General features: G+C 62.3%; 22 protein-coding genes and 1 tRNA gene. 4 read left to right on the top strand and 19 right to left on the bottom strand.

All coding sequences use genetic code 11. The features are described 5' to 3' along the window. Positions 1–168: 168 nt before the first annotated feature. From ABEH28_RS10965 to ABEH28_RS10940, 6 genes are all read right to left on the bottom strand, one after another. Positions 169–1,794 carry an NADP-dependent glyceraldehyde-3-phosphate dehydrogenase gene (locus ABEH28_RS10965; RefSeq protein WP_346628198.1) on the bottom strand — a complete coding sequence of 542 codons (1,626 nt, stop codon included), beginning with the start codon at positions 1,792–1,794 and terminating at the stop codon, positions 169–171. Between the two features lie 142 nt (positions 1,795–1,936). Next, positions 1,937–3,061, bottom strand: a complete 1,125-nt coding sequence (locus ABEH28_RS10960) for a GGDEF domain-containing protein (protein ID WP_346629919.1) — start codon at positions 3,059–3,061, stop codon at positions 1,937–1,939. Positions 3,062–3,210: 149 nt separating this feature from the next. Continuing rightward, on the bottom strand, positions 3,211–3,978 hold the full coding sequence (locus ABEH28_RS10955) for a DUF72 domain-containing protein (protein WP_346629918.1): 768 nt from the start codon (positions 3,976–3,978) through the stop codon (positions 3,211–3,213). Next, positions 3,975–4,406 (bottom strand): DNA methylase, encoded by a 432-nt coding sequence (locus tag ABEH28_RS10950; RefSeq protein WP_346628195.1) that lies wholly within the window; start codon positions 4,404–4,406, stop codon positions 3,975–3,977. The genes ABEH28_RS10955 and ABEH28_RS10950 overlap by 4 nt, the downstream gene beginning before the upstream one ends. 86 nt (positions 4,407–4,492) lie before the next feature. Continuing rightward, complete coding sequence (locus ABEH28_RS10945; RefSeq protein ID WP_346629917.1) at positions 4,493–5,185, bottom strand: RES family NAD+ phosphorylase; 693 nt, start codon at positions 5,183–5,185, stop codon at positions 4,493–4,495. Further along, positions 5,179–5,583 (bottom strand): antitoxin Xre-like helix-turn-helix domain-containing protein, encoded by a 405-nt coding sequence (locus ABEH28_RS10940; protein ID WP_346629916.1) that lies wholly within the window; start codon positions 5,581–5,583, stop codon positions 5,179–5,181. The genes ABEH28_RS10945 and ABEH28_RS10940 overlap by 7 nt, the downstream gene beginning before the upstream one ends. 357 nt (positions 5,584–5,940) lie before the next feature. Here ABEH28_RS10940 and ABEH28_RS10935 point away from each other — a divergent pair, with 357 nt between their 5' ends. Both ABEH28_RS10935 and ABEH28_RS10930 read left to right on the top strand, forming a co-directional pair. Next, positions 5,941–7,998, top strand: coding sequence for a TonB-dependent siderophore receptor (locus ABEH28_RS10935; RefSeq protein WP_282373392.1), 2,058 nt, complete (start codon positions 5,941–5,943; stop codon positions 7,996–7,998). Between the two features lie 247 nt (positions 7,999–8,245). Continuing rightward, a tRNA-Asn gene (locus ABEH28_RS10930) sits at positions 8,246–8,321 on the top strand. A 114-nt stretch (positions 8,322–8,435) separates the two neighbouring features. Here ABEH28_RS10930 and ABEH28_RS10925 read toward each other — a convergent pair. The 9 genes from ABEH28_RS10925 to ABEH28_RS10885 all read right to left on the bottom strand — a co-directional run bounded on the left by ABEH28_RS10925 (position 8,436) and on the right by ABEH28_RS10885 (position 16,528). Then, positions 8,436–9,122 (bottom strand): dihydrofolate reductase family protein, encoded by a 687-nt coding sequence (locus ABEH28_RS10925; protein ID WP_346629915.1) that lies wholly within the window; start codon positions 9,120–9,122, stop codon positions 8,436–8,438. A gap of 433 nt (positions 9,123–9,555) precedes the next feature. Then, on the bottom strand, positions 9,556–9,963 hold the full coding sequence (locus tag ABEH28_RS10920; protein ID WP_346628191.1) for an SRPBCC family protein: 408 nt from the start codon (positions 9,961–9,963) through the stop codon (positions 9,556–9,558). A 158-nt stretch (positions 9,964–10,121) separates the two neighbouring features. Then, positions 10,122–10,745 carry an isochorismate family cysteine hydrolase YcaC gene (gene ycaC / locus ABEH28_RS10915; RefSeq protein ID WP_192171900.1) on the bottom strand — a complete coding sequence of 208 codons (624 nt, stop codon included), beginning with the start codon at positions 10,743–10,745 and terminating at the stop codon, positions 10,122–10,124. Positions 10,746–10,870: 125 nt separating this feature from the next. After that, positions 10,871–12,709: an amidohydrolase gene (locus ABEH28_RS10910; RefSeq protein WP_346629946.1), complete on the bottom strand. Its 1,839-nt coding sequence runs from the start codon at positions 12,707–12,709 to the stop codon at positions 10,871–10,873. Positions 12,710–12,854: 145 nt separating this feature from the next. Next, positions 12,855–13,484, bottom strand: coding sequence for an antibiotic biosynthesis monooxygenase (locus ABEH28_RS10905; protein ID WP_346629914.1), 630 nt, complete (start codon positions 13,482–13,484; stop codon positions 12,855–12,857). Next, on the bottom strand, positions 13,477–13,893 hold the full coding sequence (locus ABEH28_RS10900) for a DoxX family protein (protein WP_192171902.1): 417 nt from the start codon (positions 13,891–13,893) through the stop codon (positions 13,477–13,479). Before ABEH28_RS10900 ends, ABEH28_RS10905 begins: the two co-directional genes overlap by 8 nt. A 699-nt stretch (positions 13,894–14,592) precedes the next feature. After that, a complete protein-coding gene (locus tag ABEH28_RS10895; protein WP_346629913.1) occupies positions 14,593–14,736 on the bottom strand; it encodes a hypothetical protein in 144 nt (47 codons plus the stop codon). A gap of 315 nt (positions 14,737–15,051) precedes the next feature. After that, positions 15,052–15,972 (bottom strand): LysR family transcriptional regulator, encoded by a 921-nt coding sequence (locus ABEH28_RS10890; RefSeq protein WP_133771037.1) that lies wholly within the window; start codon positions 15,970–15,972, stop codon positions 15,052–15,054. A gap of 133 nt (positions 15,973–16,105) precedes the next feature. Next, positions 16,106–16,528: an AraC family transcriptional regulator gene (locus ABEH28_RS10885; protein ID WP_346629912.1), complete on the bottom strand. Its 423-nt coding sequence runs from the start codon at positions 16,526–16,528 to the stop codon at positions 16,106–16,108. Positions 16,529–16,753: 225 nt separating this feature from the next. Here ABEH28_RS10885 and ABEH28_RS10880 point away from each other — a divergent pair, with 225 nt between their 5' ends. Then, entirely contained in the window at positions 16,754–17,398 is a 645-nt protein-coding gene (locus ABEH28_RS10880; protein WP_346629911.1) for a phosphohydrolase, read from the top strand. 67 nt (positions 17,399–17,465) lie between these two features. On the opposite strand, the gene ABEH28_RS10875 is transcribed toward ABEH28_RS10880, so the two are convergent. The 4 genes from ABEH28_RS10875 to ABEH28_RS10860 all read right to left on the bottom strand — a co-directional run bounded on the left by ABEH28_RS10875 (position 17,466) and on the right by ABEH28_RS10860 (position 23,462). Then, complete coding sequence (locus ABEH28_RS10875; protein ID WP_346629910.1) at positions 17,466–19,751, bottom strand: ATP-binding protein; 2,286 nt, start codon at positions 19,749–19,751, stop codon at positions 17,466–17,468. 203 nt (positions 19,752–19,954) lie between these two features. Then, on the bottom strand, positions 19,955–20,572 hold the full coding sequence (locus ABEH28_RS10870; RefSeq protein WP_282369867.1) for a response regulator: 618 nt from the start codon (positions 20,570–20,572) through the stop codon (positions 19,955–19,957). Positions 20,573–20,594: 22 nt separating this feature from the next. Then, a complete protein-coding gene (locus ABEH28_RS10865) occupies positions 20,595–22,121 on the bottom strand; it encodes a winged helix-turn-helix domain-containing protein (protein ID WP_282369869.1) in 1,527 nt (508 codons plus the stop codon). 330 nt (positions 22,122–22,451) lie between these two features. After that, positions 22,452–23,462 (bottom strand): MBL fold metallo-hydrolase, encoded by a 1,011-nt coding sequence (locus tag ABEH28_RS10860; protein ID WP_346629909.1) that lies wholly within the window; start codon positions 23,460–23,462, stop codon positions 22,452–22,454. A 235-nt stretch (positions 23,463–23,697) separates the two neighbouring features. Between ABEH28_RS10860 and ABEH28_RS10855 the strand changes: the two genes are divergently transcribed. Beyond that, on the top strand, positions 23,698–25,128 hold the full coding sequence (locus ABEH28_RS10855; RefSeq protein ID WP_346629908.1) for a mechanosensitive ion channel family protein: 1,431 nt from the start codon (positions 23,698–23,700) through the stop codon (positions 25,126–25,128). The last annotated feature ends 48 nt before the right edge of the window (positions 25,129–25,176 follow it).

Here is a 25,176-nt window from a genome sequence, read left to right as displayed (position 1 = left end):
AAGTCTAGAATCCTTCCTACAAAATAATCCCGGACAGTGGACGGCTGCAGAATTAAAAGGCGTGCGCAATACAGTGGCGGCGGGTTTTAAGGTACAGATATAAAAAACCGCAAGCGGTTGAACAGCATCAGCTGTGCAACACGCCTGCGGCTATTTCGAGCAAATGAATCAGAAGATGTAATCGGTGGTCAGGAACGTCGATTCGCGGTTGTGGATGATGTCGCTGATCAGCGCCTTGTTGCTTTCCTGGAACTTGGTCGCCACCAGGGTGCGGATCGAGAACACGCGCAGCGCATCGTCCACCGACAGCGTGCCTTCGGCCGAATTCTTGCGGCCGTTGAACGGGAAGCTGTCTGGACCGCGCTGGCACTGAGCGTTGATGTTGATCCGCCCCACCTGATTGGCGAACGCATCGACCAGACGCCCAACCTGCTTGGAGTCGTTGCCGAAGATACTCAGCTGCTGGCCGAAATCGGAATCCAGCACGTACTCGATCACCGTTTCCAGATCGCGGTACGCCACCACCGGTACCACGGGCCCGAACTGTTCTTCGTGGTAAACGCGCATGTCCGGCGTGACCGGGTACAGCACGGCCGGGTAGAAGAATTGCTCATGGGTGGTGCCGCCGCCTTCGTTGACCACTTTGGCGCCCTTGCTCACGGCATCGTCCACCAGTCCTTGCAGGTAGTCGGTCTTGCCCGGCTCCGGCAGTGGCGTCAGAGAGACGCCCGGCTCCCACGGCATGCCCGGCTTGAGCTGAGCGAGTTTTTCTTCGAACTTCTCGAGGAAACTGCCGACCACGTTTTCGTGCACGAACAGGATTTTCAAGGCGGTGCAACGCTGGCCGTTGAACGACAACGACCCGGTAATGGCTTCCGTTACCGCGTTGTCCAGGTTCACATCCGGCAGCACGATCCCCGGGTTCTTCGCATCCAGACCCAGTGCGGCGCGCAGACGGTGCGGCTTGGGGTGGAGCTTTTTCAGGGCGCTGGCGGCCTTGTTGGTGCCGATGAAGGCAAACACGTCGATCTTGCCGCTGGCCATCAGCGCGCTGACGGTCTCGCGGCCGCTGCCGTAGATCACGTTGATCACCCCGGCCGGGAAGCTGTCGCGGAACGCTTCGAGCAACGGACGAATCAGCAACACGCCGAACTTGGCCGGTTTGAACACCACGGTGTTGCCCATGATCAGGGCCGGAATCAACGTGGTGAAGGTCTCATTCAGGGGATAGTTGTAAGGCCCCATGCACAGGGTCACGCCCAGGGGCACGCGGCGAATCTGGCCGAGGGTGTCCTGTTCCAGCTCGAAGCGGCTGGAGCGACGGTCGAGTTCCTTGAGGGCGTTGATGGTGTCGACGATGTAATCACAGGTGCGGTCGAATTCTTTCTGCGAGTCCTTGAGGTTCTTGCCGATTTCCCACATCAGCAGCGTGACCACCGCGTCGCGCTGCTCGCGCATCAGCTTGAGAAAGGTCTCGACGTGATGAATGCGATCGGCGACGCGCATGGTGGGCCAGGCGCCCTGGCCCCGGTCGTAGGCGTTGACGGCGGCGTCCAGTGCAGTCATTGCGGTGTCGGCGTCCATCAGCGGCGTGCTGCCGAGCACCACGGACTCAAGGCCCGCGTCGGTCTTCAGCGAGACCGGGCTCAGCACCGGTGCCAGCGGCCCGTGCCATTGGTGCAGTTCGCCGTTGACCAGGTAATCGCGCTGCTCGATGGCGGGGCCTGCGCGAAACTGCTCAGGGATCTCGTCGGCGCGCGGGTACAGGTTGTCCAGGCGGTTTTGCAGGGTCATCTCATTTACCTCTTCCAGTCGGTCATCGTGCCAAACAGGCTGGACACACTACGCCACAGGCGCGGCCGAATGAAAAGCATCGAGATAAATGTCACGTCCGGGTGACACGCAAAACGTCTGCCGACGGTGCCTGAGGCGCTGTTCAGGCCACCGCCGTCTGGTTGCGCCCCGATGCCTTGGCCCGGAACAGCGCCTTGTCCGCCAGTCCCAGCAGCCCGTGCACGTCCTGACCGGTGTTGCTCAGCGCGGCGACACCGAGGCTGGCGGTGACGCCCTCGTCATGCTGACAGGTGATGTCGGCGATTGCCTGACGCAGCTTCTCGGCAATGACATGGGCCGCATCGAGGGACGTATTGGCGAGCAACAGCGCGAATTCTTCGCCGCCCAGTCGCCCGCAGACGTCGCCTTCCCGCACAGACTGGCAGATGACCCGGCCGATCTGCCGCAACACTTCATCGCCGGCCTGATGGCCGTGGCAGTCGTTGATGCGTTTGAAATGATCGATGTCCAGCATCAGCGCGCACAGCGGTAACCGGCTGCGCTTGCAGGTGTCGTACGCGCGTTCGGCCTGATGGAAAAAAGCCCGGCGGTTCTTCACCCCGGTCAGTTCATCGGTCTGCGCGGCGTGGTCGGCGATGCGATGGGCATGTTCCATTTCGCGGCTCAGGCGAAAGGCCCGTTCCATGGCCTGGCACAATTTGCGCGTCGCGCTGACCACAAATCCGGCAAAGATCAGCGACGCAACCGCCATACCCTGCTGCGCGGTCTGGGGTTGAAACAGCAGCCAGATCGAGCACGGCAAGAGCACCAGTGCAATCGACACCAGGGTCATCGAGCGGTACGCCGAATAACAGGACACCGCGCTCACCGACATGCCAACGGCGAACAGCAGCACCAGCGTCTGGATCAATAAATCCCCGGCGTGCATCAGCGCCAGCGCGCCGCTGCCCCAGATGCCGGCCGACAACACCAGCGTGACCCAGTAAGTGGTTTCCCAGCGCTCCGGGGTGCGGGCGGTTTCCGGCATCCGGAAATAGGCGGTCAACATGATCAGTCGCAAGGTGGTCGAGGCGCCCAGCAGCCCGAGCCACCCGAGAATCAGGGAGTGTTCCAGGCGCTCCCAGCAGATCCACGAGAGCATTACAGCCGCCAGCGCGCTGCCGAACACCGAGAAAAAACTCTGACGGAAAAGCAACTGCAAACGATCGTTGCGCACCTGGGCCCGTATCAGGGCCTCGCGCGCCGGTTGAGAATCATGGAGGTACATCGAATTCGCCCGACCCTGGCATTGGATGGGTCGGATTGTGGCATCGTGCTATGACAGTAAACAACTCGCGCGCCAACTAATTGCTGCGCCACGCAGCGGGTGCGGCAATTCGCCGGAAAAATGACGGTTCGACCCCCACGGCGTCAGCCTTACTCCTCACGCGCGGACGGCGGTTGACCGAGGATTTCAATCAAACTCAGGGCATTCCCCGTTGCGGCGCCGCTGGCGGTGTTATCGAAAATACACCACGTCGGCGCACCGCTTAGCGCCTTGGCTTTCAGCTCGACGGCCAGACGTATCAGGAAATCTTCTTCATAGGCGCTGTAATAGATGCGCGGCGCGCCGTGCAGTCGCCAGTAGCCCAACCCCGGCCAGCCTGCCGGTTGGCGGTCATTGCTGAGCCTCGATGGGTCAACCGTCGCTTGCGCGATGCGGTAGTGCGCAAGCATCGGCTCGGCCTGCACCCAGCTTTCATGACGCGGTTCTATGACCATATGACCCGCGAAGCGCTTGCGGAGCTGGATGAAAAACCCTTCGGCTACAAGTGGCTCGAACGTCAGCGACGGCGGCAACTGCAGCAGCAGGCAACCCAACCGTTCGCCCAGTTCACTGCATTGTCCGAGAAACTCATCCAGCGCATGGCCGCTACCCTGCAACTGTTGTTCATGGGAAATAAGCTTGGGGATCTTCACCGAAAAGCGAAAATCCTCCGGCACTGAGTCGGCCCAGCGGGCGTAGGTCTGGGGCCGATGGGGGCGGTAGAACGAGCTGTTGATTTCCGCGGCGTTGAATTGCCGTGCGTAGCGCTGCAAGTGGGTGCCGTCGCCCGGAAAGGCCGGCGCGTGCTCGCGGCCCAGACTCCACCCGGCGCAGCCCACGAAGATTCTGCCAGGCGCGGTGGAGATGGCATCGTTCAAAACAGCACCTCCCCGGCTTCGCCCATGAAGATCTCTGCCGTCTTCGGCCCGATGCCGTTGAAGTCCTGCAGGCGCTTTTCGAACTCGCGACGGTCGGCGCTGGCGGCAGCCATGCCGCTGACCGTGCCGCCGTATTCATCCATCAGCTTGGCCGCCAGTGCCAGCAGGCGCACGGCGGTGGATTCGTCGTAACGCGCATAACCGCCCTCGCCCAGCATCCTCACCAGCTCCCGGTGAGTGCACGCGGCCAGTTTGCCCGGCGTGTCGCGCCCGTGCCTGTCGACGATGACGTGATAGGTCTGTACCGCCGCCTGCGCCCGAATCCGTTTGCCCATCAGAAAACTGGCGATCAGCCATTTGAACAGCGCCTTTTCACCGCCCTGCACTAGGTCGATGCCCAGCTCCTGCGCCGTGATGTTCTTGCCCATGAACGCTCCTCGATTTCCATTGCTGGAATGACTTCTCAAGGGGCAGATGAGTTCGATGTTTTGGGTGGCGGCTGGATCGATGCCCCTCAGGCGTTGGATATCTGGTTGATGCCGATGACCTCGCCGCTCCAGATCATCTCGTAATGGGCGCTCTGCACTATGGAGGTGACGTGGCGCGGGGTCAGCAGTGCCCAGCAGTGATTGCCCGGCGAGCGCACCGAGTGATAGCGCAGGCCGGCCACGCCCGCCTGCTTGGCCGCCCCGCCCAGCACATGGGACTGCGCGTAGTCGTCAGGTGCATAAATCGGGTCGGAGAGCGGAATCGAGGTGGCGTCGACACTGCCCTCCTCGCTGAAACTGCAACTCAGGCAGCGGAAAACAAAGCGCTCGTACTTCAGGGCCGCGACCCGCGACCAGTACAACTGCTGATGGTGGCGCACTTCGGCGATGGCCGTGTCGACGGTGTCGGCCAGGTACAGCACGCCAAACTCGCCGCGGCTGAAGCGCGAGCCCGCCGGATTGACGTGGGTGAACGGCGCGACGGCATAAGAGCTTCCGGGAATGCCGAACGGAATCTCGGCCAGGGGAATCAGCTCAATGCGGCCGATTTCGTTCTGCAGGCGAGGATTGGTCAGCGCCTGAATCCGGTACAGCGTCTCGAACTCGGCGGCATCGGCAACGTCGCTGAACAGCTCGATGGGCGGGAATTTGGAATTGACCAGGCGATAGGCCTGCTGGGTCTCACCGGCGAGTACGGGGAGCGCGTCCGGCGTCACCATTGGGCGCCCCGGAGGGTGTCGATGCGGCGGAAGGTTTCGTACAGCGAGATCATGTCGCCCTGGGCCATAACGTCCAGTGGCTTTCTGCCGTTGAAGAACTCGTTGTGGTTTTCCATCGACGGGAAACCGTAGGCGTTGTCGGGATTATCAAAGAGGGTTCGGAGGGCGGCGTGGATGTTCAGCACAAAGCTGACTCGCTGCATTTGGTCTTGATCCAGCGCCACCGACCACTGCGCGTCGTCCTGGCGAGCGCGGGTGTACGTGCTTCGGGAAATACGCAGGATCTGGCAGGCCTGCTCGCTGGAGGCCTTCCACTTGTCCAGCACCCGCAACGCCGCTCGCAAACCGACCACGCACTCGGATTTGGAAAGTTGCCGCGCTGGAATGGCGATGGTCATGGGCGTACCTCTTGATGGCTACAGCTTAATGTCTATGGACGCAACTTTAATTCAATTGCGTCCATAGATGCAATGTCAAGTTTCGACAGCGTTGATGTGCGGCGCGTTATCTGACGCGTTCCCGGCTAAAGCCAGTCCTACAGTCCGGGTCAGATCCGACCCTCCCGGACGCAAACGATCCCCGAGGCCCATTCCAGGGCCTTCAAAAGTGAAAAAAAGGTGAAAATTCAGCTTAGTCACATCTGGTAATGATTCGCATGTTGATTCAGAATCGCGCTCCCCACCGCGCCTTCAGGAATTTCCATTGTGATCCCTCGCCTTCCCGCCACCTTTCTCCTGGCCGGTGTCGCCGCCGCCATGTCTACCGCCAACGCAGCCGACGACGTCACGCTGCCGGCGATGCAGATCCAGGACACCGCCGCACAGGACGACGGGCAAAGCGTGGGTTATCAGGGCAAGCCGTCTTCGAGCACCACCAAGCTGGGGCTGACCAACAAGCAGACGCCCCAGGCGATCACCACCATCACCCGCGCTCAGATGAACGATTTCAAAATGAACGGGGTCAAGGACGCGCTGCGCTCGGCGCCGTCGGTGACCGTCGAGCAAAGTGAAAGTGACCGCACGGAGTACACCTCCCGCGGGTTCGACATCGGCAGTTTCGAGTACGACGGCATGGGCATGCCCTTCGCCCAGACGATCATGATCGGTGACCTGGACATGGCCGAGTTCGAGCAGATCGACGTGCTCCACGGCGCCAACGGTTTGATGAGCGGCACCGGCAATCCGTCGGCAACGGTCAACTTCATCCGCAAGCGACCAACCCGGGATTTCCAGGCGCAGATCGACACCAGCGTGGGCTCGTGGGACAGCCGGCGCATTGATGTCGACGTGTCGGGGCCGTTGACCGACACCGGCAACGTCCGCGGCCGCTTCATCTATGCCCACGACAAGGGCAACTCGTGGATGGACCGCTACAGCCACGAAAAGAACGTTGCCGCCGGCCTGCTCGCCTTCGACCTTTCCGACGCCGACACGCTGACCGTGGGTTTCACTCAGCACAACAGCGATTCCAACGGCAGCACCTGGGGCAACCTGCCGCTGGTCGACAGCAACAACAACCCGATCCACTACAGCAGCCGCTCGTCCAACGTCGGCCAGCCGTGGACCTACTGGAACATGCACACCCAGCGGGCGTTTGCCGAATGGAAGCATGACTTCGGCAACGGCTGGAACGCCACGGTGACCGGCACCGGCATTACCGAATACCAGGACACCAACATGCTGTACGTCTCGAGCGTCACCGATGACGACGCCTCGGTGTTCGCCGCTGATACCTCCAGCAAGGCGCACCAGTTGCTGGGCGAAGCGAAAGTCTCCGGCCCGTTCAGCCTGTTCGGCCGCGACCATGAGCTGACTTTCGGCGCCGCCTACGGCCGCACCCATCAGAAAGCCCGGGAATACGACGCTGGCGGGGGCACCTACTTCGACACCTCGTTCGCGGGCATTCTCGCCGGCAATACCCCTTCGCCGCAGTTTGGCTACACCAGTGACATCACCAACACCCAGAACTTCGAGGACCGGCAGAAAAGCCTGTTCGCCGGTGCCCGCTTCAGCCTGGCGGATGATCTGCACTGGATCGCCGGTGCGCGCATGCTCAGCGTCGACGGCACGGGCGAGAGCTATGGCACCGATCACGCCCAGCGCGAGCACGGCAAGGTCACGCCCTACACCGGCCTGGTCTATGACCTGACCCCGCAGTGGAGCCTGTACACCAGCTGGACGCAGATCTTCAATCCGCAATACGGCACGGTCGGCGTCGACGGCAAAGTGCTCGCGCCGCTGGAAGGCAAGAGCCTGGAAGCCGGCGTTAAAGGCAGCGTCATGGACGATCGCCTGAACCTGACCGCCGCCGTGTTCAAGACCAAACAGAGCAACGTCCAGTCGGCAGACTTCATTGAAGTGGGTTCGCAGTTCCGCTACTTCACCGATGATTACAAAAGCCACGGCATCGAACTGGAAGCGTCGGGCGAGGCACTGCCGGGCCTTGACCTGCTGGCGGGCTACACCTACGTGCACATCGAAAACGACGATGGCGACAAGGCCCGTCGTTATGTACCGACCCACGCCTTCCGTGGCATGGCCAGCTACCGACTGCCCGGCCTGCCCCAAGCCCGAATCGGCACCCGGGTCAGCTGGCAGAGCGGGATTCAGAACGACAATTACAGCGTCATCCGCCAGAACGCCTACGCGCTGGTCGACCTGATGACCAGCTACGACATCGACAGCAACTGGAGCACGGCGCTGAACTTCAACAACGTCACCGACCGCAAATACCTGACCTCGCTGTACAGCGGCACGGCGAGCAACTATGGCGCACCGCGCAATCTGACGGCGTCGTTGACCTGGCGGTACTGATCCGGGCAGTTGTCCGGTGCTGGCAACCGTGCACCCTCCTGTGGGAGTGAGCTTGCTCACGAAGATGGCATTCCAGCCGCTGAAAATTTAGCGGATGTACTGGCCTCTTCGCGAGCAAGCTCGCTCCCACAGGTTGCTCAACAGCGGCAACATCCTGGATGACTTCATTTGATGAACGCATCCGTCCGAGAATTTTTTTGAGTCGCTCGCTTGACTTCCCTTTTCCAATCAGTAAGATAGCGCGCATTCCGCGATAGCTCAGTTGGTAGAGCAAGTGACTGTTAATCACTGGGTCCCTGGTTCGAGTCCAGGTCGTGGAGCCAGACAGAAGTAAACGAAAAGGCCAGCGCTTAGCTGGCCTTTTTCGTTTCCGATCGTTTTCCCCGGGCGCTCCCTGCCTGAAGCGGGACTGCATCAGCCCCGCTCCGCCCTTATCGTCAGGCCTTGGTGTAGCGCAGCCACACCGCGCCGCCGTCCTGCACCTCCGCCGACGTCAGTTTCAAGTGAGCCGGTTGTTTCCACGCCTCGGTCGACACCTCGAACGACGCCGGATGCTCGCCCCGCCCGTCGATCAGCGGCAGGATCAGCACGCTGACTTCATCGACCAGCCCGGCGTTGACGAACGAGCCACTGACATGGGGGCCACCCTCGACGATCAGGCGCTTGCAGCCCAGTTCGCTCGACAGGATCTGCACGACCTGCTGCAGATCAATCTCGCTCTTCCCGGCAAAAATGTAAGACACCTGAATCGACTGCAGGTACGCCAGATAGTCATCCGACACGCCTTCGGTCAGCACTTCGACGACGTGGGAATCCAGCGCCTGATTCTTCTTCCAGCCGACCTTGCCCTGGGGGTCGATCGACACGGCGTAGGCCTTGGCATTGCGGTCGGCAAAGGAATGGCTGCGCTCAACCGGCCCCGTGGCGAGGCCCTTTGGGTAGCCCTCGTCATGGGCGATTTCCTGCATCGTTACGCGCCCGCAGATCCAGGCGTCAAACTCAAACGTCTGGGCGAGCTTTTCGTACAGATCACCGGCGTCTTTCTTGAACGCGCGATCCCAGCCGTCGGTAAGGGCGTGGCCGTCGAGGGAGGACATCATGTGGCAAATGACATAAGGCTGCATGGCAGGCTCCAGGCTGATAAGTGTGTAGAGCCGACCTGGATCACGCGGAAATAGTTCACCCCGTCACTCGACCTGCCCTTCACAACCTGCTGCCCATCATTGCCGGTGATGTACACCATGAAGCCTATTGTCTTCAGCTTCGGCAGGGCTCGCGTAACATCGCGTCACCCCAGACCCGACACGGACTTACTCCCATGACCCTGCACATCATCAATGCCGTCGCCCTCACCGCCGTGACCGTTTTCCTGGTCAACCGCGCGTTCGCCCTGTACGACCTGATCAATGCAGCGACCGTGTCCGAGCATCACTAAGGCGTTGTACTCAAGCGTGAAGCAACAACGATTCAAGCAAGGCACCGAAATGCCAGGCCGCAATGGCCTGGCGGTCCCGCGATTATCGGCGGGTTAAATCATCGGTGGCTCGTATTGACGGGTCAGAAATTGGCCTTCAGCGCCTCAAGCCCCCCCTCGTAAATCCCCTTGAACAATTCCTCGACTTCACCATCGGAAACACCGTCCGGCGTAAATACCCCTGACCATTCGACCCATGTGCTGTCGGCGCCATCCTCTTTGACTTTGAACGTCGCCAGATAGTCCTTGATTGGAAACGGTCCCTTGTCGATGGAGTAGCTGTAAGTGCGCGCCGAATTATCGTAGGTCTGCAGGCGCTCGATGATTTCAGCGCCGTCGTCGGTGGTCAGGTGACGAACGCGCCCGCCTTCCTGTGCCTCGCTTTGCTTGATGAACGGCAGCCAGTGGTTCAAGGACAGGAAGCCGCCCGTCAGTGCCCAGACCTTGTCGGCCGATACCGGGATGTGAATGGATGCAGATGCTTGAGCCATGTTGCTTTCTCCAGAAATGGGGGGCAGCGGCCGATCAGCCAGCGCGGGATGGCGTGGCGGGCCGCGCCCTCTCTAATAGGCGGTAAAAGCGAGCAATCTTGTCACGGTTACCGCTGATTCGGGAGGGTGTGCGCCGCAAAAAGGCGGCGCACGGGGTGTTACTTGGCGGTGAAGGCCGAGTAGCTGTTCATCAGGTTGCGGTAGTTCGGAATGCGCTGGGACAGCAGGTTCGCCAGGCCTTCCATGTCGTTGCGCCAGTCGCCCTGCAGCTCGCAGGCCACCGAGAACCAGTTCATCAATTGCGCACCGGCTGCGGTCATGCGCGCCCACGCCGCTTTCTGCACCACGTCGTTGAACGTGCCGGACGCATCGGTGACCACGAACACGTCGAAGCCTTCTTCCAGCGCGCACAGGGTCGGGAACGCCACGCAGACGTCAGTCACCACACCAGCGATGATGATCTGCTTGCGGCCGGTGGCCTTGATCGCCTTGACGAAGTCTTCGTTGTCCCAGGCGTTGATCTGGCCGGGACGGGCGATGTACGGCGCGTCCGGGAACATGGCTTTGAGCTCGGGCACCAGCGGGCCGTTCGGGCCGGTCTCGAAGCTGGTGGTGAGGATGGTCGGGAGTTTGAAGAACTTGGCGCAGTCAGCCAGGGCCAGCACGTTGTTCTTGAACTCGTTCGGCGTGAAGTCTTGGACCAGCGAGATCAGCCCGGTCTGGTGATCGACCAGCAGAACCACGGCATCATCTTTGTTCAAACGCTTGTAGGGAACGGTCATGATTGACTCCATTGAGTGGGTGACGGATGAGTACAAGGCCAGCGCATCACACTGGCAGAGAGCCCCGCCGGTCAGTGCCGACGAGGCCTTTCATGCTCTTTTAAATTGCCCTGTTCAGGCGTCGGTCAGAAGGCGAAGCACGAACAGCCAAACGCGCCCCAGAAACCCTGGAAGTCGCTGACCGGTACTTTCGACTGGCGCGCTTTATCGTGGCTGTGGGCGTGGACACCGCAGGGGCCGCTGCACTGGTGAACCGCCGCTGCCATCGCTGCGCCCTGGCGCCAGTGGCCCGGGACTTTGGAAACCGGCGACCAGTCCGGCAGCACCGGCACGCTCGGCGGCGCCAGATCGTCGAACTCGCCGGCGCCGTACACCACCTGGCCGTCGACGATGGTCAGCACCGATTCGATCCACTTGATCGACTCCTCCGGCACGCTGAAGAAGTCCTGGGACAACGCCACAACGTCCGCGAGCTGGCCGACCTTGATCTGGCCTTTCTTGCCCTGCTCGGAGGAAAACCAGGCGCTGCCACGGGTGAACAGTTCGAGCGCGGTTTCCCGGGACAAGCCTTCCGGGTACAGCTCCAGGCCACCGACGGTGCGGCCGCTGACCATCCAGTACAGCGAAGTCCACGGGTTGTAGCTCGATACGCGGGTGGCGTCGGTCCCCGCGCCCACCGGCACGCCTTCGGCCAGCATGCGTCTGATCGGCGGCGTGTGCTCGCCGGCCTTGGCACCGTAGCGCTCGACGAAATACTCGCCCTGGAAGGCCATGCGGTCCTGGATCGCGATGCCGCCGCCCAGCGCCTTGACCCGCTCGATGTTCTTCGGCGTGATGGTTTCGCAGTGATCGAAGAACCACGGAATGCCGTTGAACGGAATGTCGCGGTTGACCTTCTCGAACACGTCGAGCATGCGCGAAATGGACTCGTCGTAGGTGGCGTGGAGGCGGAACGGCCAGCGGTGCTCGACCAGATGGCGCACTACCGGCTCAAGGTCCTGCTCCATACCCGTCGGCAAATCCGGGCGAGGTTCAAGGAAGTCTTCAAAGTCTGCTGCCGAAAAGGTCAGCATCTCGCCGGCGCCGTTGTGGCGCAGGAAGTCATCACCCTGGTGCAGCGTCACCGTGTTGGTCCAGTGCTTGAAGTCTTCCAGCTCTTCCTTGGGCTTCTGGGTGAACAGGTTGTAGGCGATGCGCACGGTCAGCTGTTTGGCCTCGGCCAGTTGCGTGATGACGGCGTAATCGTCCGGGTAATTCTGGTAGCCGCCGCCGGCGTCGATGGCGCTGGTCAGGCCCAGACGGTTCAGCTCGCGCATGAACTGGCGGGTGGAGTTGACCTGGTACTCCAGCGGCAGCTTCGGCCCCTTGGCCAAAGTCGAGTAGAGGATCATCGCGTTGGGCTTGGCCACCAGCATGCCGGTCGGATCGCCATTGCTGTCGCGGACGATCTCGCCACCCGGCGGGTTCGGCGTGTCACGGGTGTAACCGGCCACCCGCAGCGCGGCACGGTTGAGCAGCGCGCGGTCGTACAAGTGCAGGACGAACACCGGGGTGTCGGGGGCGGCCTGGTTGAGCTCTTCAAGGGTCGGCATGCGTTTTTCGGCGAACTGGAATTCGTTCCAGCCCCCGACCACGCGCACCCATTGCGGCGTCGGCGTGCGGTCGGCCTGGGCCTTGAGCATGCGCAGCGCGTCGGCCAGGGACGGTACGCCCTCCCAGCGCAGTTCGAGGTTGTAGTTCAGGCCGCCACGAATCAGGTGCAAGTGCGAGTCGTTGAGGCCCGGGATCACCGTGCGCTTGTGCATGTCGATGACCTGCGTGGCCGGGCCGCGCTGGGCCATGATCTCGGCGTCGGAGCCCACGGCGACGAATTTCCCGCCGCTGATGGCCACGGCGCTGGCCTTGGGTTTTTCCTGGTCAACCGTGTGGAAATTACCATTGAAGAGAATCAGGTCGACGTTCATCGCGCCTCCGTTGGCAGAAGAGTTGGACGCCCCGACGGCAAGGCCGGTGGCAGGCAGTGAAGAAAGCAGTGCGGCGGCCGCGCCGAGCAACGAGCCCTTGGCGACGAAGCGGCGGCGGTCGCTGGAAGACGGTTGATCGGCGTCGTCATCCTTCATGATCGGCGCCCGCCACCGGCGTCGGCCGGGCATTCAGCCACGGGGCAAACAGCCGCGTCGCCCGGGGCATCAGCACATACACCACCAGCAAAACGATGGTCACCGTGACCAGTGCGGTGCTGATGATGTAATGGGCCAGCAGCGGGTACAGGCGGAACACCGGCCCCCAGACCAGCGGCACCAGCAGGGTCAGCGGGCAGATCACCAGGAAGGTCACGCAGGCCTGTTTCCAGCGCGGCGGCGGGTTTTCCGCAGCGGGAACGAACCAGAATTCGTTGTGCGGGTTGACCTCGGTGAAATCGCCGTCGGCCAGCATGGGCGACGCTTCGGCCACCAGTTCGCGGCGGTGGGACGAGTCGAGCCAGCTGTGCATGGCGTCGGTCGAGCAGAAGCGCAGGACGCAGGTGAACATGTGCAGGCCGTCGGCCTTGCCGCGTATGACGTCGACGCCCAGATGCCCGGGGTAACTTGCCGCCATGGCGATGATGCGCCGCAGCCAGGCTTCGTATTGCGCTTCGAAGCCGGCCTTGATCCGGTGCTTGACCACCAGGGTGACGATCTCGTCGACGGACAGTTTCGACGTCGGGACGATGTCGGCGGTCGTGGCGTAATCAGGCATAGCGAAGCGCTCCGGGTAAACCATGGTTGAGCGCCAGACGACCGGGTCCGGCGATCAGCACACTGGTGAAGATGATCAGTAATAACCAGCCGAACTGGCCCTGTTCGACGCTCCACTCGCTGTGCACCACGACGAGCGCGACAAGCAGCAGGATGAGAATAGGCAGGCACGCCAGACGCGCCAGTACGCCGGTCAGAATCAGCAGGGGGCACAGGACTTCGGCGAAGATGGCCATGCTGAGGGTCAGTGGCGCGCCTAGGTGGAACGGGTCTTCGATGAGGGTCAGTTGGGTGTTGAAGTCGAGCAGTTTGGGCAGGCCGTGGACGAACAGCAGGAACAGCGCGCCGGCGGACCTGAGGAAGAGCAGTCCGAGGTCTTGGGCGTGGTCGTTGAGGGTTGAGTAGGTCATCACACACCGTTGATTTCGTGGGCCACGACCCTGAGGTGCAGGTGTGTGTAGCCGATGAATTCAGTGTGGCGGTGCGAAGGAGATGGGTATTGAACAGACGTGCTTTTGAGGATCCGGATCAAGATCAAGATCAAGATCAAGATCAAGATCAAGATCCTTAAGATCAAGGGCGTCGGCCTAACGGCCTCGGTTTCGCCTTCGGCGAGTTACTTGGAAAAGTCGAAAGTCGCACCATCCCCAAGTAACCAAGGGTGCTTGCTCTCGGTTTGGCCCTTCGTTCCTCAGGGTTCCTTCACTCCGGTCTCGCTCCGTGGGCCCGCCGCCATCCGCCATCCATGGCGGGGGGCGGCTCTCGCGGCATCCATGCCGCTCGGCCCACTCCACAAGACCTCCGTTCAGCCTGCACCAAAGTCGCGATTGGCGTCGTCTGGGATTTTTGTGTCTGAAGATCAAAAGCAGATCAAGGGCGGGTCAAGCGCTAAGGACTTGTGGGAGTGAGCTTGCTCACGAAGCGGTCGGTACATCCACCGGATATCTGGTGTTTTTGATAGAGCATTCGCGAGCAAGCTCGCTCCCACAGGATGGGTGTGAGATCAGCAAAATTGTTGGCGCCTGGGCTGGCGTCTTCCCGGCTAAAGCCGGTCCCACTAAAAGCATCGCGTACACCCTGTGGAATCGCCTCCGACTGTAGGACCGGCTTCAGCCGGGAAGCTTTTGCTTTTGCTTTTGCTTTTGCTTTTGCTTTTGCTTTTGCTTTTGCTTTTGCTTTTGCTTTTGCTTTTGCTTTTGCTTTTGCTTTTGCTTTTGCTTTTGCTCTTGCCGTTGCTTTTGATCTTCAAACACAAGATGTCCATTCAACGCCAATCGCGACTTGGGTGCAGGCTGAACGCAGGTCTCGCGCAGTGGGCCGAGCGGCATGGATGCCGCGAGAGCCGCCCGCCGCCATGGATGGCGGATGGCGGCGGGCCCACGGAGCGAGACCGGAGTGAAGGAACCCTGACGAAGGAAGGGCCCAACCAGGAGCACAAGCCCTTGGTTACTTGGGGCTTTATCAAGTAACTCGCCGAAGGCGAAACAGTCTGCCCCCAGGCAGACGCCCTTGATCTTAAAGATCTTGATCTTGATCTTGATCTTGATCTTGATCTTAAAGACCTTGAACTACGGCAAAGGCCGCGTCTCCTGAGACATGAACTCGGTAATCCGCGAACGCAACCACCGCTCAGCCGGATCGTTATCGTGAACACCCGCCCAGACCATCGACAACTCCGCCGGCGCGATCGGGAATGGCGGATCTTCCGCGCGCAACGCGCAGCCTTCGATCAACGCGCAGGCCGCGTAATCGGGGACGGTCGCGATCAACTCGGTGCCGGCCAGCAACGCCCGCAAACCGCTGAACTGCGGCACCGCCACCACCACCCTTCTCGCCCGCCCGACTTTCGCCAGATCGATATCGATGTTGCCGCTTAGATCGCCAGAGAACGACACCATGGTGTGCGGCCGCTGGCAGAACTCGTCCAGCGTCAACGGCTCGGGGCGTTTGTCGCCGCGCAGGACCTTCACGCCGATGTCCCGCAGTTTCTTGCGCTTGGCGTTGGCCGGCAGTTCGGTGGTGTAGCTGATGCCCACGGAAATCTCCCCCGACGCCAGCAGCGCCGGCATCAGCAGGAAATTGGCGCGGCGCACAACGACAATAATGCCCGGCGCTTCTTCACGCAGGCGGTTGAGCAAGGGCGGGAACAGGCCGAATTCGGCGTCGTCCGACAAGCCGATGCGGAAGATGTCGCAGCTGGTCGCCGGATCGAACTCCTTGGCCCGGCTCACGGCGCCGGAAATGGTGTCCAGGGCTGGCTGCAGTTCTTTGAGAATCGCCAGCGCCCGGGCGGTCGGTTCCATGGCGCGACCGTTCCGCAGCAGCAGAGGGTCGTCGAACAGGTCGCGCAGCCGCGCCAGTGCCGCACTGATCGCCGGTTGGCCCATGAACAGCTTCTCCGCCACCCGCGTCAGGTTGCGCTCGAACATCAGCGCTTCGAAGATCACCAGCAGGTTCATGTCGACGCGGCGCAGGTCGTTGCGGTTCATTCAGGGATTCCGGAGTAGGCGTTGTCGGGAGGCCTGACGATGCCAGACCGGCGCAGGTATACACAGGCGCCGAGGGGGTGTCTTGAACATCGGTGCTGCCACCCGCCCAATGCAAATGGAAGGATAGCCGTCCTCAACAGGCATGCACGCTCTGCACCACGCACCCCTTGGTGGGCAACAAGGTCATGGTCCGACGCCAGCTGAACGGGGTCAGCCCCACCACGCGGGTGAACACCCGGGTGAAATGGGACTGATCGGCGAAACCACAATCCAGGCTGATCTGGGAGATGGTCAGCACTGATTCGCCAAGCAAGGCCCGGGCCTTGTCCAGGCGCATCTGCAAAAACCAGTCGCGGGGCGAGAGACCGGTGTTCTTCTTGAATGCGCGGGAGAAATGACTGCGTGACAGCGAACATTCGGCGGCAATGCGGGCAATGGACAGGCCCTTGTCCATCTGGCTGGACATCAAGTCCTTGGCCAGGCGCTCCTGCCACGGCGACAGGGCGACGCGTTCGAGAACGGATTCAGGGTTCAGCGAGGGGTTGAATGCAGTCATGCCAGGCACTCCAGCTTCACAGTTGGCGGTGAGTGAAGTGTCTACAGCGCCGTTCTTAAAGTCCTTCTCGGGGTATTAAACGTTCTGAAAAGTCGTACGACGACGTGCATCGCTGCGGTGCGCCGAGCCACGCTTCAGAACATTTAAGACCGCACCAAGGACGGCACTTGGCCTGCACACTACCCTGTTCACTCCAACGGTTCGGTTTGCTGCGAGGGACGGCATGTGACCACCCGATACGTGGCTGGCATTGTGATTCCCGACGGCGCGATGGCCCGCGCGGCGACCGACCTGATGCGCGATCACCAGTCTGATCTGCTGCTGAACGCGGCCTGGCGCACATTCGTCTTTGCCAGCCTGCTGGGGCACAGTCGCGGGCTGCGTGTCGATGCCGATCTGCTGTACACCGCCGCCCTGTTTTTGCGCATCGGCATTACCCGGCTGTACGCCCGGTCGCAACTACGGTTCGAGGTCGACAGCGCCAATGCCGCCGCCCAGTTCCTGCGCGGGCACGGGCGCTCGTGGGATGACATCGCCCAGGTCTGGGACGCCATCGCGCTGCACACCACGCCGGGCATCCCGCAGCACAAGCCGCCGTTGACCGCCCTGCTCTGCGCCGGCGTCGAAACCGACCTGACCGGCGCCCATTGCCGGTGCTTCAGCCCTGCCGCACAGGCACGGGTGTTGAGCGCGTACCCCCGCGAACCGGGGTTCAAATTCAAGTTTCTGCATGTGATGGCATTGGGTCAGGTGCATCGACCGCAGACGACCCTGGGCACGACCAACGCCGACGTGCTGGCGTTTCATGCCCATCGCCTGAACGCGGGCGGCTTCTGCGAACGTCTGCTGGCCTCGACGTGGCCGTACTGAGCTATGAGATGGGGCTTTAAGATTGAGCCATGCGATTGACTGGGTGCATCTCGATGAGCCGTCGGCGTTACGCGGCGATGGGCAAGGTAAACACGAAGGTCGCACCGCCGTAGCGCGCCGGCATGGCGTAGAGGTGGCCGCCGTGGGCACTGATGATCGACTGACAGATCGCCAGCCCCATGCCCATGCCTTTGTCCTTGGTGGTGAAAAACGCGTTGAACAGCTGATGCAGGTCCACCGGGTCGATCCCGCGCCCGCTGTCTTCAACGCTGACCACCACGTAATCGCGACCCACCACTTCACTGGTGATCGACAGCCGCCGCAGCACGTGATCCCCGGCGCTCATCGCGTCCAGCGCATTGAGGATCAGGTTCAGCACCACTTGCTGCAATTGCACGCTGGAGGCGCAGACCCGCAACGGTGAACAGGTCAGGTGGGTTGTCATCAAGACCCGCTGTTGCTCGACCTCGATGCCGGTCACCGCCACCACATGACGAATCACGTCGTTGACCAGCAGCTTGCGCCGGTGATGGGGCCCCTGCCGCGCCAGGCTCTGCAACGCGTTGACGATTTCCCCGGCACGCCGGCCTTCGGCCACGATGTCTCGCAGGCCCGACAAGGCTTCGTCCACCTGCGGGTTTTCGCGATTGAGCCAGCGGATCCCGGCGGCAGCGTTGGACACCATCGACGCCAGCGGCTGGTTGATTTCGTGGGCAATGGACGCCGCCAGTTCACCCATCACCGTGGCGTGGGCCACGCTGGCCAGACGGGCCCGGGCGCCGCGCAGGGCGATTTCCACATCCCGACGCCGCGCGTTTTCCTGCTCCAGGGCCTGGTGCAGGCGCGCGGTTTCCAGGGAAATGGCCGCCTGGCTGGCGAGCAGCTCCAGCACTTCGGTGCGACAGACCGTGAACACGCCCGGCGCCAGGTTGTTTTCCAGGTACAGCACGCCGAGCACCCCGCCCTGTTTGACCAGCGGCACGCACAACGCCGAGCGCACCGGATGCTGACGCAGGTATTCGTCGGCACCGAAATAGGCATCGGCGCAGACGTCGTCCAGCACCAGGCGCTGGCGGGTGCGCATCACCCGGTACAGGATCGACAGCGGCAGGTGGTGTTTGTCGGGGACCGTGTCCGTCAGCTCGATGCGCAAGCCGTCGTTGCCGCTCTGGCCGGTTGCGCAAATCACCGGTGCCTCGTCTTTCACCAGCAACAGCAAGGCCCGTTGCGCACCGGCGTGAACGATGGTGTTGCGCAGGAGGGTCTCGATAAGGCGGGCCTGCTCGCTTTCGTCGCGCAGGGCGTGGGCGGATTTCATGACGGAGGACAGGTCGAGGGCATCGCGTCCGGCCAGGGTGATCGATGTGCGCGGGGACGACAGGTTCTCCAGCCCCGGCGCAAGGTTCGGACCCGGACCGAGCGGGATGGCAGACGCGCCATGTCGTCCGTCTGGCAGGTCGGACTGCAGATCCGGAATGTCCCGGAATTGCTGCCACTGCTGGTGCATCTCGCTTAGCGCCTGATGCAGCGCGGCGGCACTTTGATAACGGTCATCCGGGTTTTTAGCGATCAACCGATGCACAAGATCGGCCAGCGGCCCGGGGATGTCACCACGGTGCTGGCTCAGCGGCAGCGGGATGCGCGCGACATGGCAATACACCCACTCCACTGCATCGGCGGCCTCGAACGGCAATCGCCCGGCCAGCCATTCATAAAACGTCATGCCCAGCGAATAGAGGTCGCTGCGTGGGTCGGCCTGACGCTGCACCCGGCGCGACTGTTCTGGGGCCATGTAGCCGAGCGAGCCGCAAAGCGTGTCGGACATCGGCAGTTGCGGCGCCGACTGCACATCCACACTCAAGCCGAAACCGCTGAGCCGCACCCCACCTTCGGCACTTTCGATCAGGTTGCACGGTTTGATATCGCGGTGCAGCAGGCCTGCCTGGTGAGCGCCCGTTACGGCGGCAGCGGCAGCGATGGCCCGCTGCAAAAAGCCCTCGATGGACAGCGGCGCGTCGGGTTGATCATGCAACGACACGCCGCTGGCATCCTCCAGCACCAGCAGCGTGCCGTCCGGCCCCGACAGCAACGCCACCGGTTGCACGGCCCATTGGGGCATCAGCCAGGGGGCCAGTGAGAATTCGTGTTCAAGACGGCGGACCGCAGCAATCGAGGCGCCGGGTGCGGGACGGACGATGCGCCAGTGGCGATCTTCCTGCGTCAGCGTGACCCGGTAATGAGCGAGTTCTCCATCGACAAACAGCAACTGCCAGACGAGCTGCTCCAGCCACTGAGGCCCGAATGCCCCGGCGCTGGAGATCGCTGTGTAAGGCCCGTTGAAAATGGTGCTCATGAAGCCCCTTTATTGGAATCCCGCTGCTGGCACCGTCCCGGCCATTCCCGGCTGAAGCCGGTCCTACAAATACAACGCAGATCCCTGTAGGACCGGCTTCAGCCGGGAAGGCGTCGGACGTCACACCGCCAGTCAAAGGTTGCTCAATCCGGCCTCTTCCCGGCTAAAGCCAGTCCTACAAAAACAACGCATATGCGCCGGGGTCAGTTCACGTGACAGCCCAGCCGGTCACTCATCTTCAGCAGCTCGATCACATTTCGCGCATTCATTTTGGTCAAAACGTGCCTTTTGTGGACCTTGGCGGTGACTTCGCTGGTGCCCAGTTCCACTGCAATCTGTTTATTCATCTTGCCGGTGATCAGCAGCGCCATGACCTGCCGTTCCCTCGGGGTGAGGCTGGCGAAACGCGCTTTGACGCCTGCGGTCAGGCAGCGCTCGTCCAGGCTCGTCGCGTCGCTGGTCAGTGCTTCGCGCACCAGATCCAGCAATTGCTCCGGCTCGAAGGGTTTAGTCAGGAACTCGCGGGCGCCGGCCTTGATGGCGCGCACGGACATGGCGATGGTGCCGTAGCCGGTCATGAAAATGATCGGAAAGGTCTGGCCACGATCCAGCAAGGTCTGCTGCAGATCGAAGCCGGTGCCCTGGGCCAGATTGACGTCCAGCAGCAGGCAGAGGGGGCCTTGGCTCAGGGGCTGGGCGAGAAACGCCTGAGCGCTGTCGAACACCTCGCAGACGATGTCCGCCGAATGCAACAGTCGCTGCAAAGAGGTGCGGATGGCGGCGTCATCGTCCACCACATAGACCTTGGGATTCACAGTCATGACGGGCTCATAAAGGGTTGCATCAACTGCCAACGGCCAGTGCTCTCTGATGCCGCGCATGATACCCGTCGGGCCCGGCCGGCACAGCCCTGATGCTTTGCAAGGTCGCCAGCGCCGAAGGTGCGTCGCAATCCTGTACGCGCGGCACGCTCAGCTCCGGCGTCACGGTGTCCTGAGCGCTGGCCGTCAGCAGGCAGGCGCGGGTTGTGCCGAGCATCCGGTAGAAACGGAATGGCCCCTGGGCGCTGACCATCAGCAACGACTTGGTCGCCAGCCGCACGATGCAGTCCATGACGCAGGCGCGCGGCAAGCGGGTGCGCTGCAAGGCATCGCAGGCACGTTCCAGGGTGAAGCGACCGTCCAGCTCGGCCAGCCGCCGCAGCACGGTGCGCTCTTCGCGACCGAGCAAACGCAGGCTCCAGGCCAGGGAAGCCTGCAGCGTTTGCTGACGCGGCGGCGCAGTGCGCAACGACGCCGAGAGCAGGTGCAGGCTGCCGTCCAGGCTCGCCACCAGTTGATACAGCCCCAGCGCGCAGGCCCGGGCGGCGGCCATTTCCAGTGCCAGCGGCATACCGTCGAGGCGACGGCAGATTTCCCCCACCAGCTCGACGCTGTAGTCGTCCAGCTCGGCGTTGCCGTCAGCCGCCAGATGGCTGTCCAGCGCACGCCATTGGCGCAGGAACAACTGCGCCGACGCACTGCGCAGAATGGTGTCCGGGGAGGCGTTCAGGTCGGGAATATCAAGGGGCGGCACTTGCAGGCTGCGCTCGCCGGCAATACGCAACGGCTCGCGGCTGGTGGCAATCGCGCGGACCGCCGGCGCGCCACGCAGGATGACTTCCAGCAGGCTGGCGACGCTTTCGACCAGATGCTCGCAGTTGTCCAGAATGATCAGGCCCGGCTGTTGCTGCAGATAGCGGATCAGCCCTTGCAAATCCGGGTCGCCGCCGCTGCAGTCCACGCCGACCGCGCTGGAAAACGCTTCCAGCAGCAGTTCGGCGCATTGCAGTTGCGCCAGCGGCACGAAGTACACGGGGGTGGTGCCGGCTTCCAGCAGCGTCTGACCCAACTCGGCGGCCAGCGCGGTCTTGCCGACGCCGCCCGGGCCGATCAGCGTGACCAGCGCGCAGCCTTCCGCCAGTGTGTTGCTCACTTCATCCAGCAATGCCTGACGCCCGAGCAAGGCGACGCGGGCGGGCAGTGGGTGATGACAGCTGACGCCCTGAAGCACGACCGAGGTGCGGGTGTCGGTCTGTGCGCCATCCCCGCCCAGCAGCACGTAACCGCGGCCGGGCACGGTGCGGATCTGCTCGCGGTCGGTGCCCAGCGCCTTGCGCAACGCGGAGATATGCACTTGCAGGTTGTTCTCTTCAACCACGGTGTCCGGCCAGACACTCTGAAGGATCAGTTCCTTGCTGACCAACTGACCTTGATGACGCAGCAACAGGTCGAGTATGTCGAAGGCGCGGGTGCCAATGCGCATGGCGACGCCGTCCTTGAACACGTCTCTGTGCTCGCGGGAAATCATCGTCTGACCGAGACTTATCATTTCATGCTGTCCTTGGAAGTGGAGTCGCAGGCCCTGATTCGCTGACCATCGTCCGGGCGGGCTTGAATCCCGGAGACGTTCAGCGCAGCTATCCATTTTTAACAAGCGCTCATCTAACCAGTTAAAACCAGACACCGATATTAGCTGTAGGGATAGTGTCCGTGGGGTTAGGCGGCAAGCGGCAAGCGGCAAGCGGCAAGCTGCAAGCTGCAAGCGGTGATGACTGAACAGGAGGGTTGCGCGCAGTGGCCGATGCCTGGCCTCGACGAAAACACGCGATAAAAAAACACCCCGGCTTTTAGACCGGGGCGTTTTTATTGGATCGTCGAGCTATTCCAGCAACGGCACATGGGCCGCGCGTTGATACGGGCCGTACTCGACCGGCACCCACTGGAAGTGTTTGTCGATGGCGACGATGTGGCCGGTGCCGGGGAATGGCAGGTGTGCGGCGGCGACCCAGATCTTCTTGCTGGCCGCTTGAGTGAACACCTGATCGCGGCTGGCGATGGCTTTCTGGCTGTTCTCGTCGAAGGCGATGCTGACGTCCGGGTGATCGAACTGCACGGCGAGGCTGTGGATCAGGTCACCGATGAACAGGATGGTCTGGCCTTTGGAGCTGAACTGATACGTGGTGCTGCCTGGCGTATGCCCCGCTTCCAGCGCCGTGCTGACTTCCGGCACCGGCGACTGGCCTGGGGTGAAGGTCTTGAACCGGCCAGCGGCGACGTAGGGTGCGGTGGAATCCTGGGCGATCTTGAAGTAGGCCCTGGCCTGTTCCGGCACGCGGCCAATGGCGGTCGGGTCGAGCCAGTAATCCGCTTCGGGTTTGGCGGCATAGACCGTGGCGTTGGCAAACACGGGCTTTTTGCCGGCGTCGACCAGGCCGCAGACGTGATCGAGGTGCATGTGCGTGAGCAGCACGGTGTCGACCTGATCCGGCTGATACCCGGCGGCCTTGATGTTCTGCGAGAGCATGCCGGCCGTCTCGCCGATGCACTGGCCTGCGCCGGTGTCGACAAGGATCAGGTGCTCGCCGGTGTTGACCAGAAAGGCGTTGAACGCCGTCTGCATGCCCGGTGTTTCGATGGCGCGGCGGGCCAGCAAGGCGCGGATGGCGTCGGGCTTCATGCCTTTGAGCAGCTTGGGCGACAGGTCGTTGTAGCCGTCAAACAGTGCCGTGACTTCATAGTCGCCGACGGCCAGCCGGAAATACCCCGGCACCTGGGTCTTCGGCTGGGCGGGCGCCTGAGCCAGGGCGACGCCGGAGCACAAAGCGACTGCGAGAGCGACGGAGCCCGCCAGAGCGACGGAACGGGCGAGTGGAAGAACGGATGCGCGCATGGGGATGCCTCGAATCGGAGAACGTGAGACGTCCGATACTGCGCGGCTCAGGGGCAATGGTCTTGAAGCAATGTGCTGGAAGCCATGTGTTTCTTGGCAGGATCACCAAGCCCCATCGGTTATAGACATCGATCAGAGCGGTGCCTACATTGCGCGCGCGCCTTCGCGCGGGTCGGTCCTGCCCTGCACTTGGCCGCTGCACTTCAGCCCGGCACTTTTCCTGCGGATAACTCCCATGTCGACCGTCGTTCCCCATTACTCGCTGGCGTGGAGCCTGCTCCTGCTGATCGCTGACGCGCTGGCCTGGCACTTGCTGGCCGACCGCAACCGGCTGGCGCGCATCGCCACGCGGCTGGCGGCATTCGTCGCCTACAGCCTGGTGATCATCAACGCCGGCGTGAGCCCGCTGGAAGCGCCAGCCTGGCCTGACGACAGCGCCCTGCAATTCGGCGCCACCGCGCTGGCGATCGTCTGGTGGCTGTACGCGGCACGCACCCTCACCGTGGTCCTCGGGCTGGCGCTGACCAGTCGCGTGGGACACAGCGGTCGGCTGTTGCAGGAAGTCATCGGTGCGGTGATTTTCCTCATCGCCATCGTGGCGGCAGCGGGCTATGTGCTACAGCTGCCGGTCAAGGGCTTGCTGGCGACGTCCGGCGCGATGGCGATCATCGTCGGCCTGGCCCTGCAGAGCACGCTGAGCGACGTGTTCTCGGGGATCATCCTCAACACCACCAAGCCCTATCAGGTCGACGATTCGATCTCCATCGACGGCATGGAAGGCAAAGTCATGGACATCGACTGGCGCGCCACGCACCTGCTGACGGGCGTCGGCACCATGGTTGTCATCCCCAACTCCGTGGCGGCCAAGGCCAAGATCGTCAATTTGAGCCGACCGGTCCATATTCATGGCGTGTCGATCAACATCATGATGTCGCCGCACATTCGCCCGCGCCGGGTGCTCGATGCCCTGGAGCGCGCGCTGCAGGGTTGCAGTGCATTGCTGCAGACGCCCAAGCCTCGCGCGGTGGTCAAGGAAACCAGCCCGACCACCATCGAATACGTGATCACCGGTTTCATCAGCGACCTGAACAACAAGAGCGACGTGCGCAATCTGCTGTTCGATCTGGCTTATCGGCATCTGGAAGCCGCGGGTATCGCCTGGCAATCGGAAACCACTGCCGAAGCGATGTCCCGGCCCCGGGCGCTGCTGGACGAGGTCAAGGTGTTCCGCACCAGCACCGCCGAGGAGAAAAATCAGCTGGCCCAGAGCATGGTCGCGCGGGAGTACACGGCCGGGCAGACGATTATCGAGGTCGATGAGGTCACCGATGGCTTGCTGGTGATTGCCACGGGCGTGGTGTCGGCGAGCGTCAAGGACGGGAATGAGATGGTGGAAGCCGGGCGCATGGGCCCGGGCGAAGTGATGGGTGAGCAGAGTGTGCTGGCCGATACGCCTTCGCAAGCGCGCTTCACCGCCCTCACCTCCTGCGTGGTTTACCGCATCGACAAAGCCGCCACGCGGCAGGCTATGGAACAGCGGGTTGAAATCGTGACGGCGTTGAACAAACTGCAAGCAGTGCGTCAGCAAGGCACCCAGCATGTGCTGATGCGTAAGCCGGTGGTGATCAAGAAGAATAATTTTCTGGGGTGGTTGCAGAAGCGCTAGGTGAACGGCAAATTCAGTGGGACCGGCTTTAGCCGGGAAGAGGCCAGT

Source organism: Pseudomonas sp. Ps21-P2, assembly GCF_039672565.1.
Taxonomy (GTDB): Bacteria; Pseudomonadota; Gammaproteobacteria; order Pseudomonadales; family Pseudomonadaceae; genus Aquipseudomonas.
The sequence above is the reverse complement of the archived record's forward strand: the minus strand, read 5'-3'. Positions and strand labels throughout refer to the sequence as shown.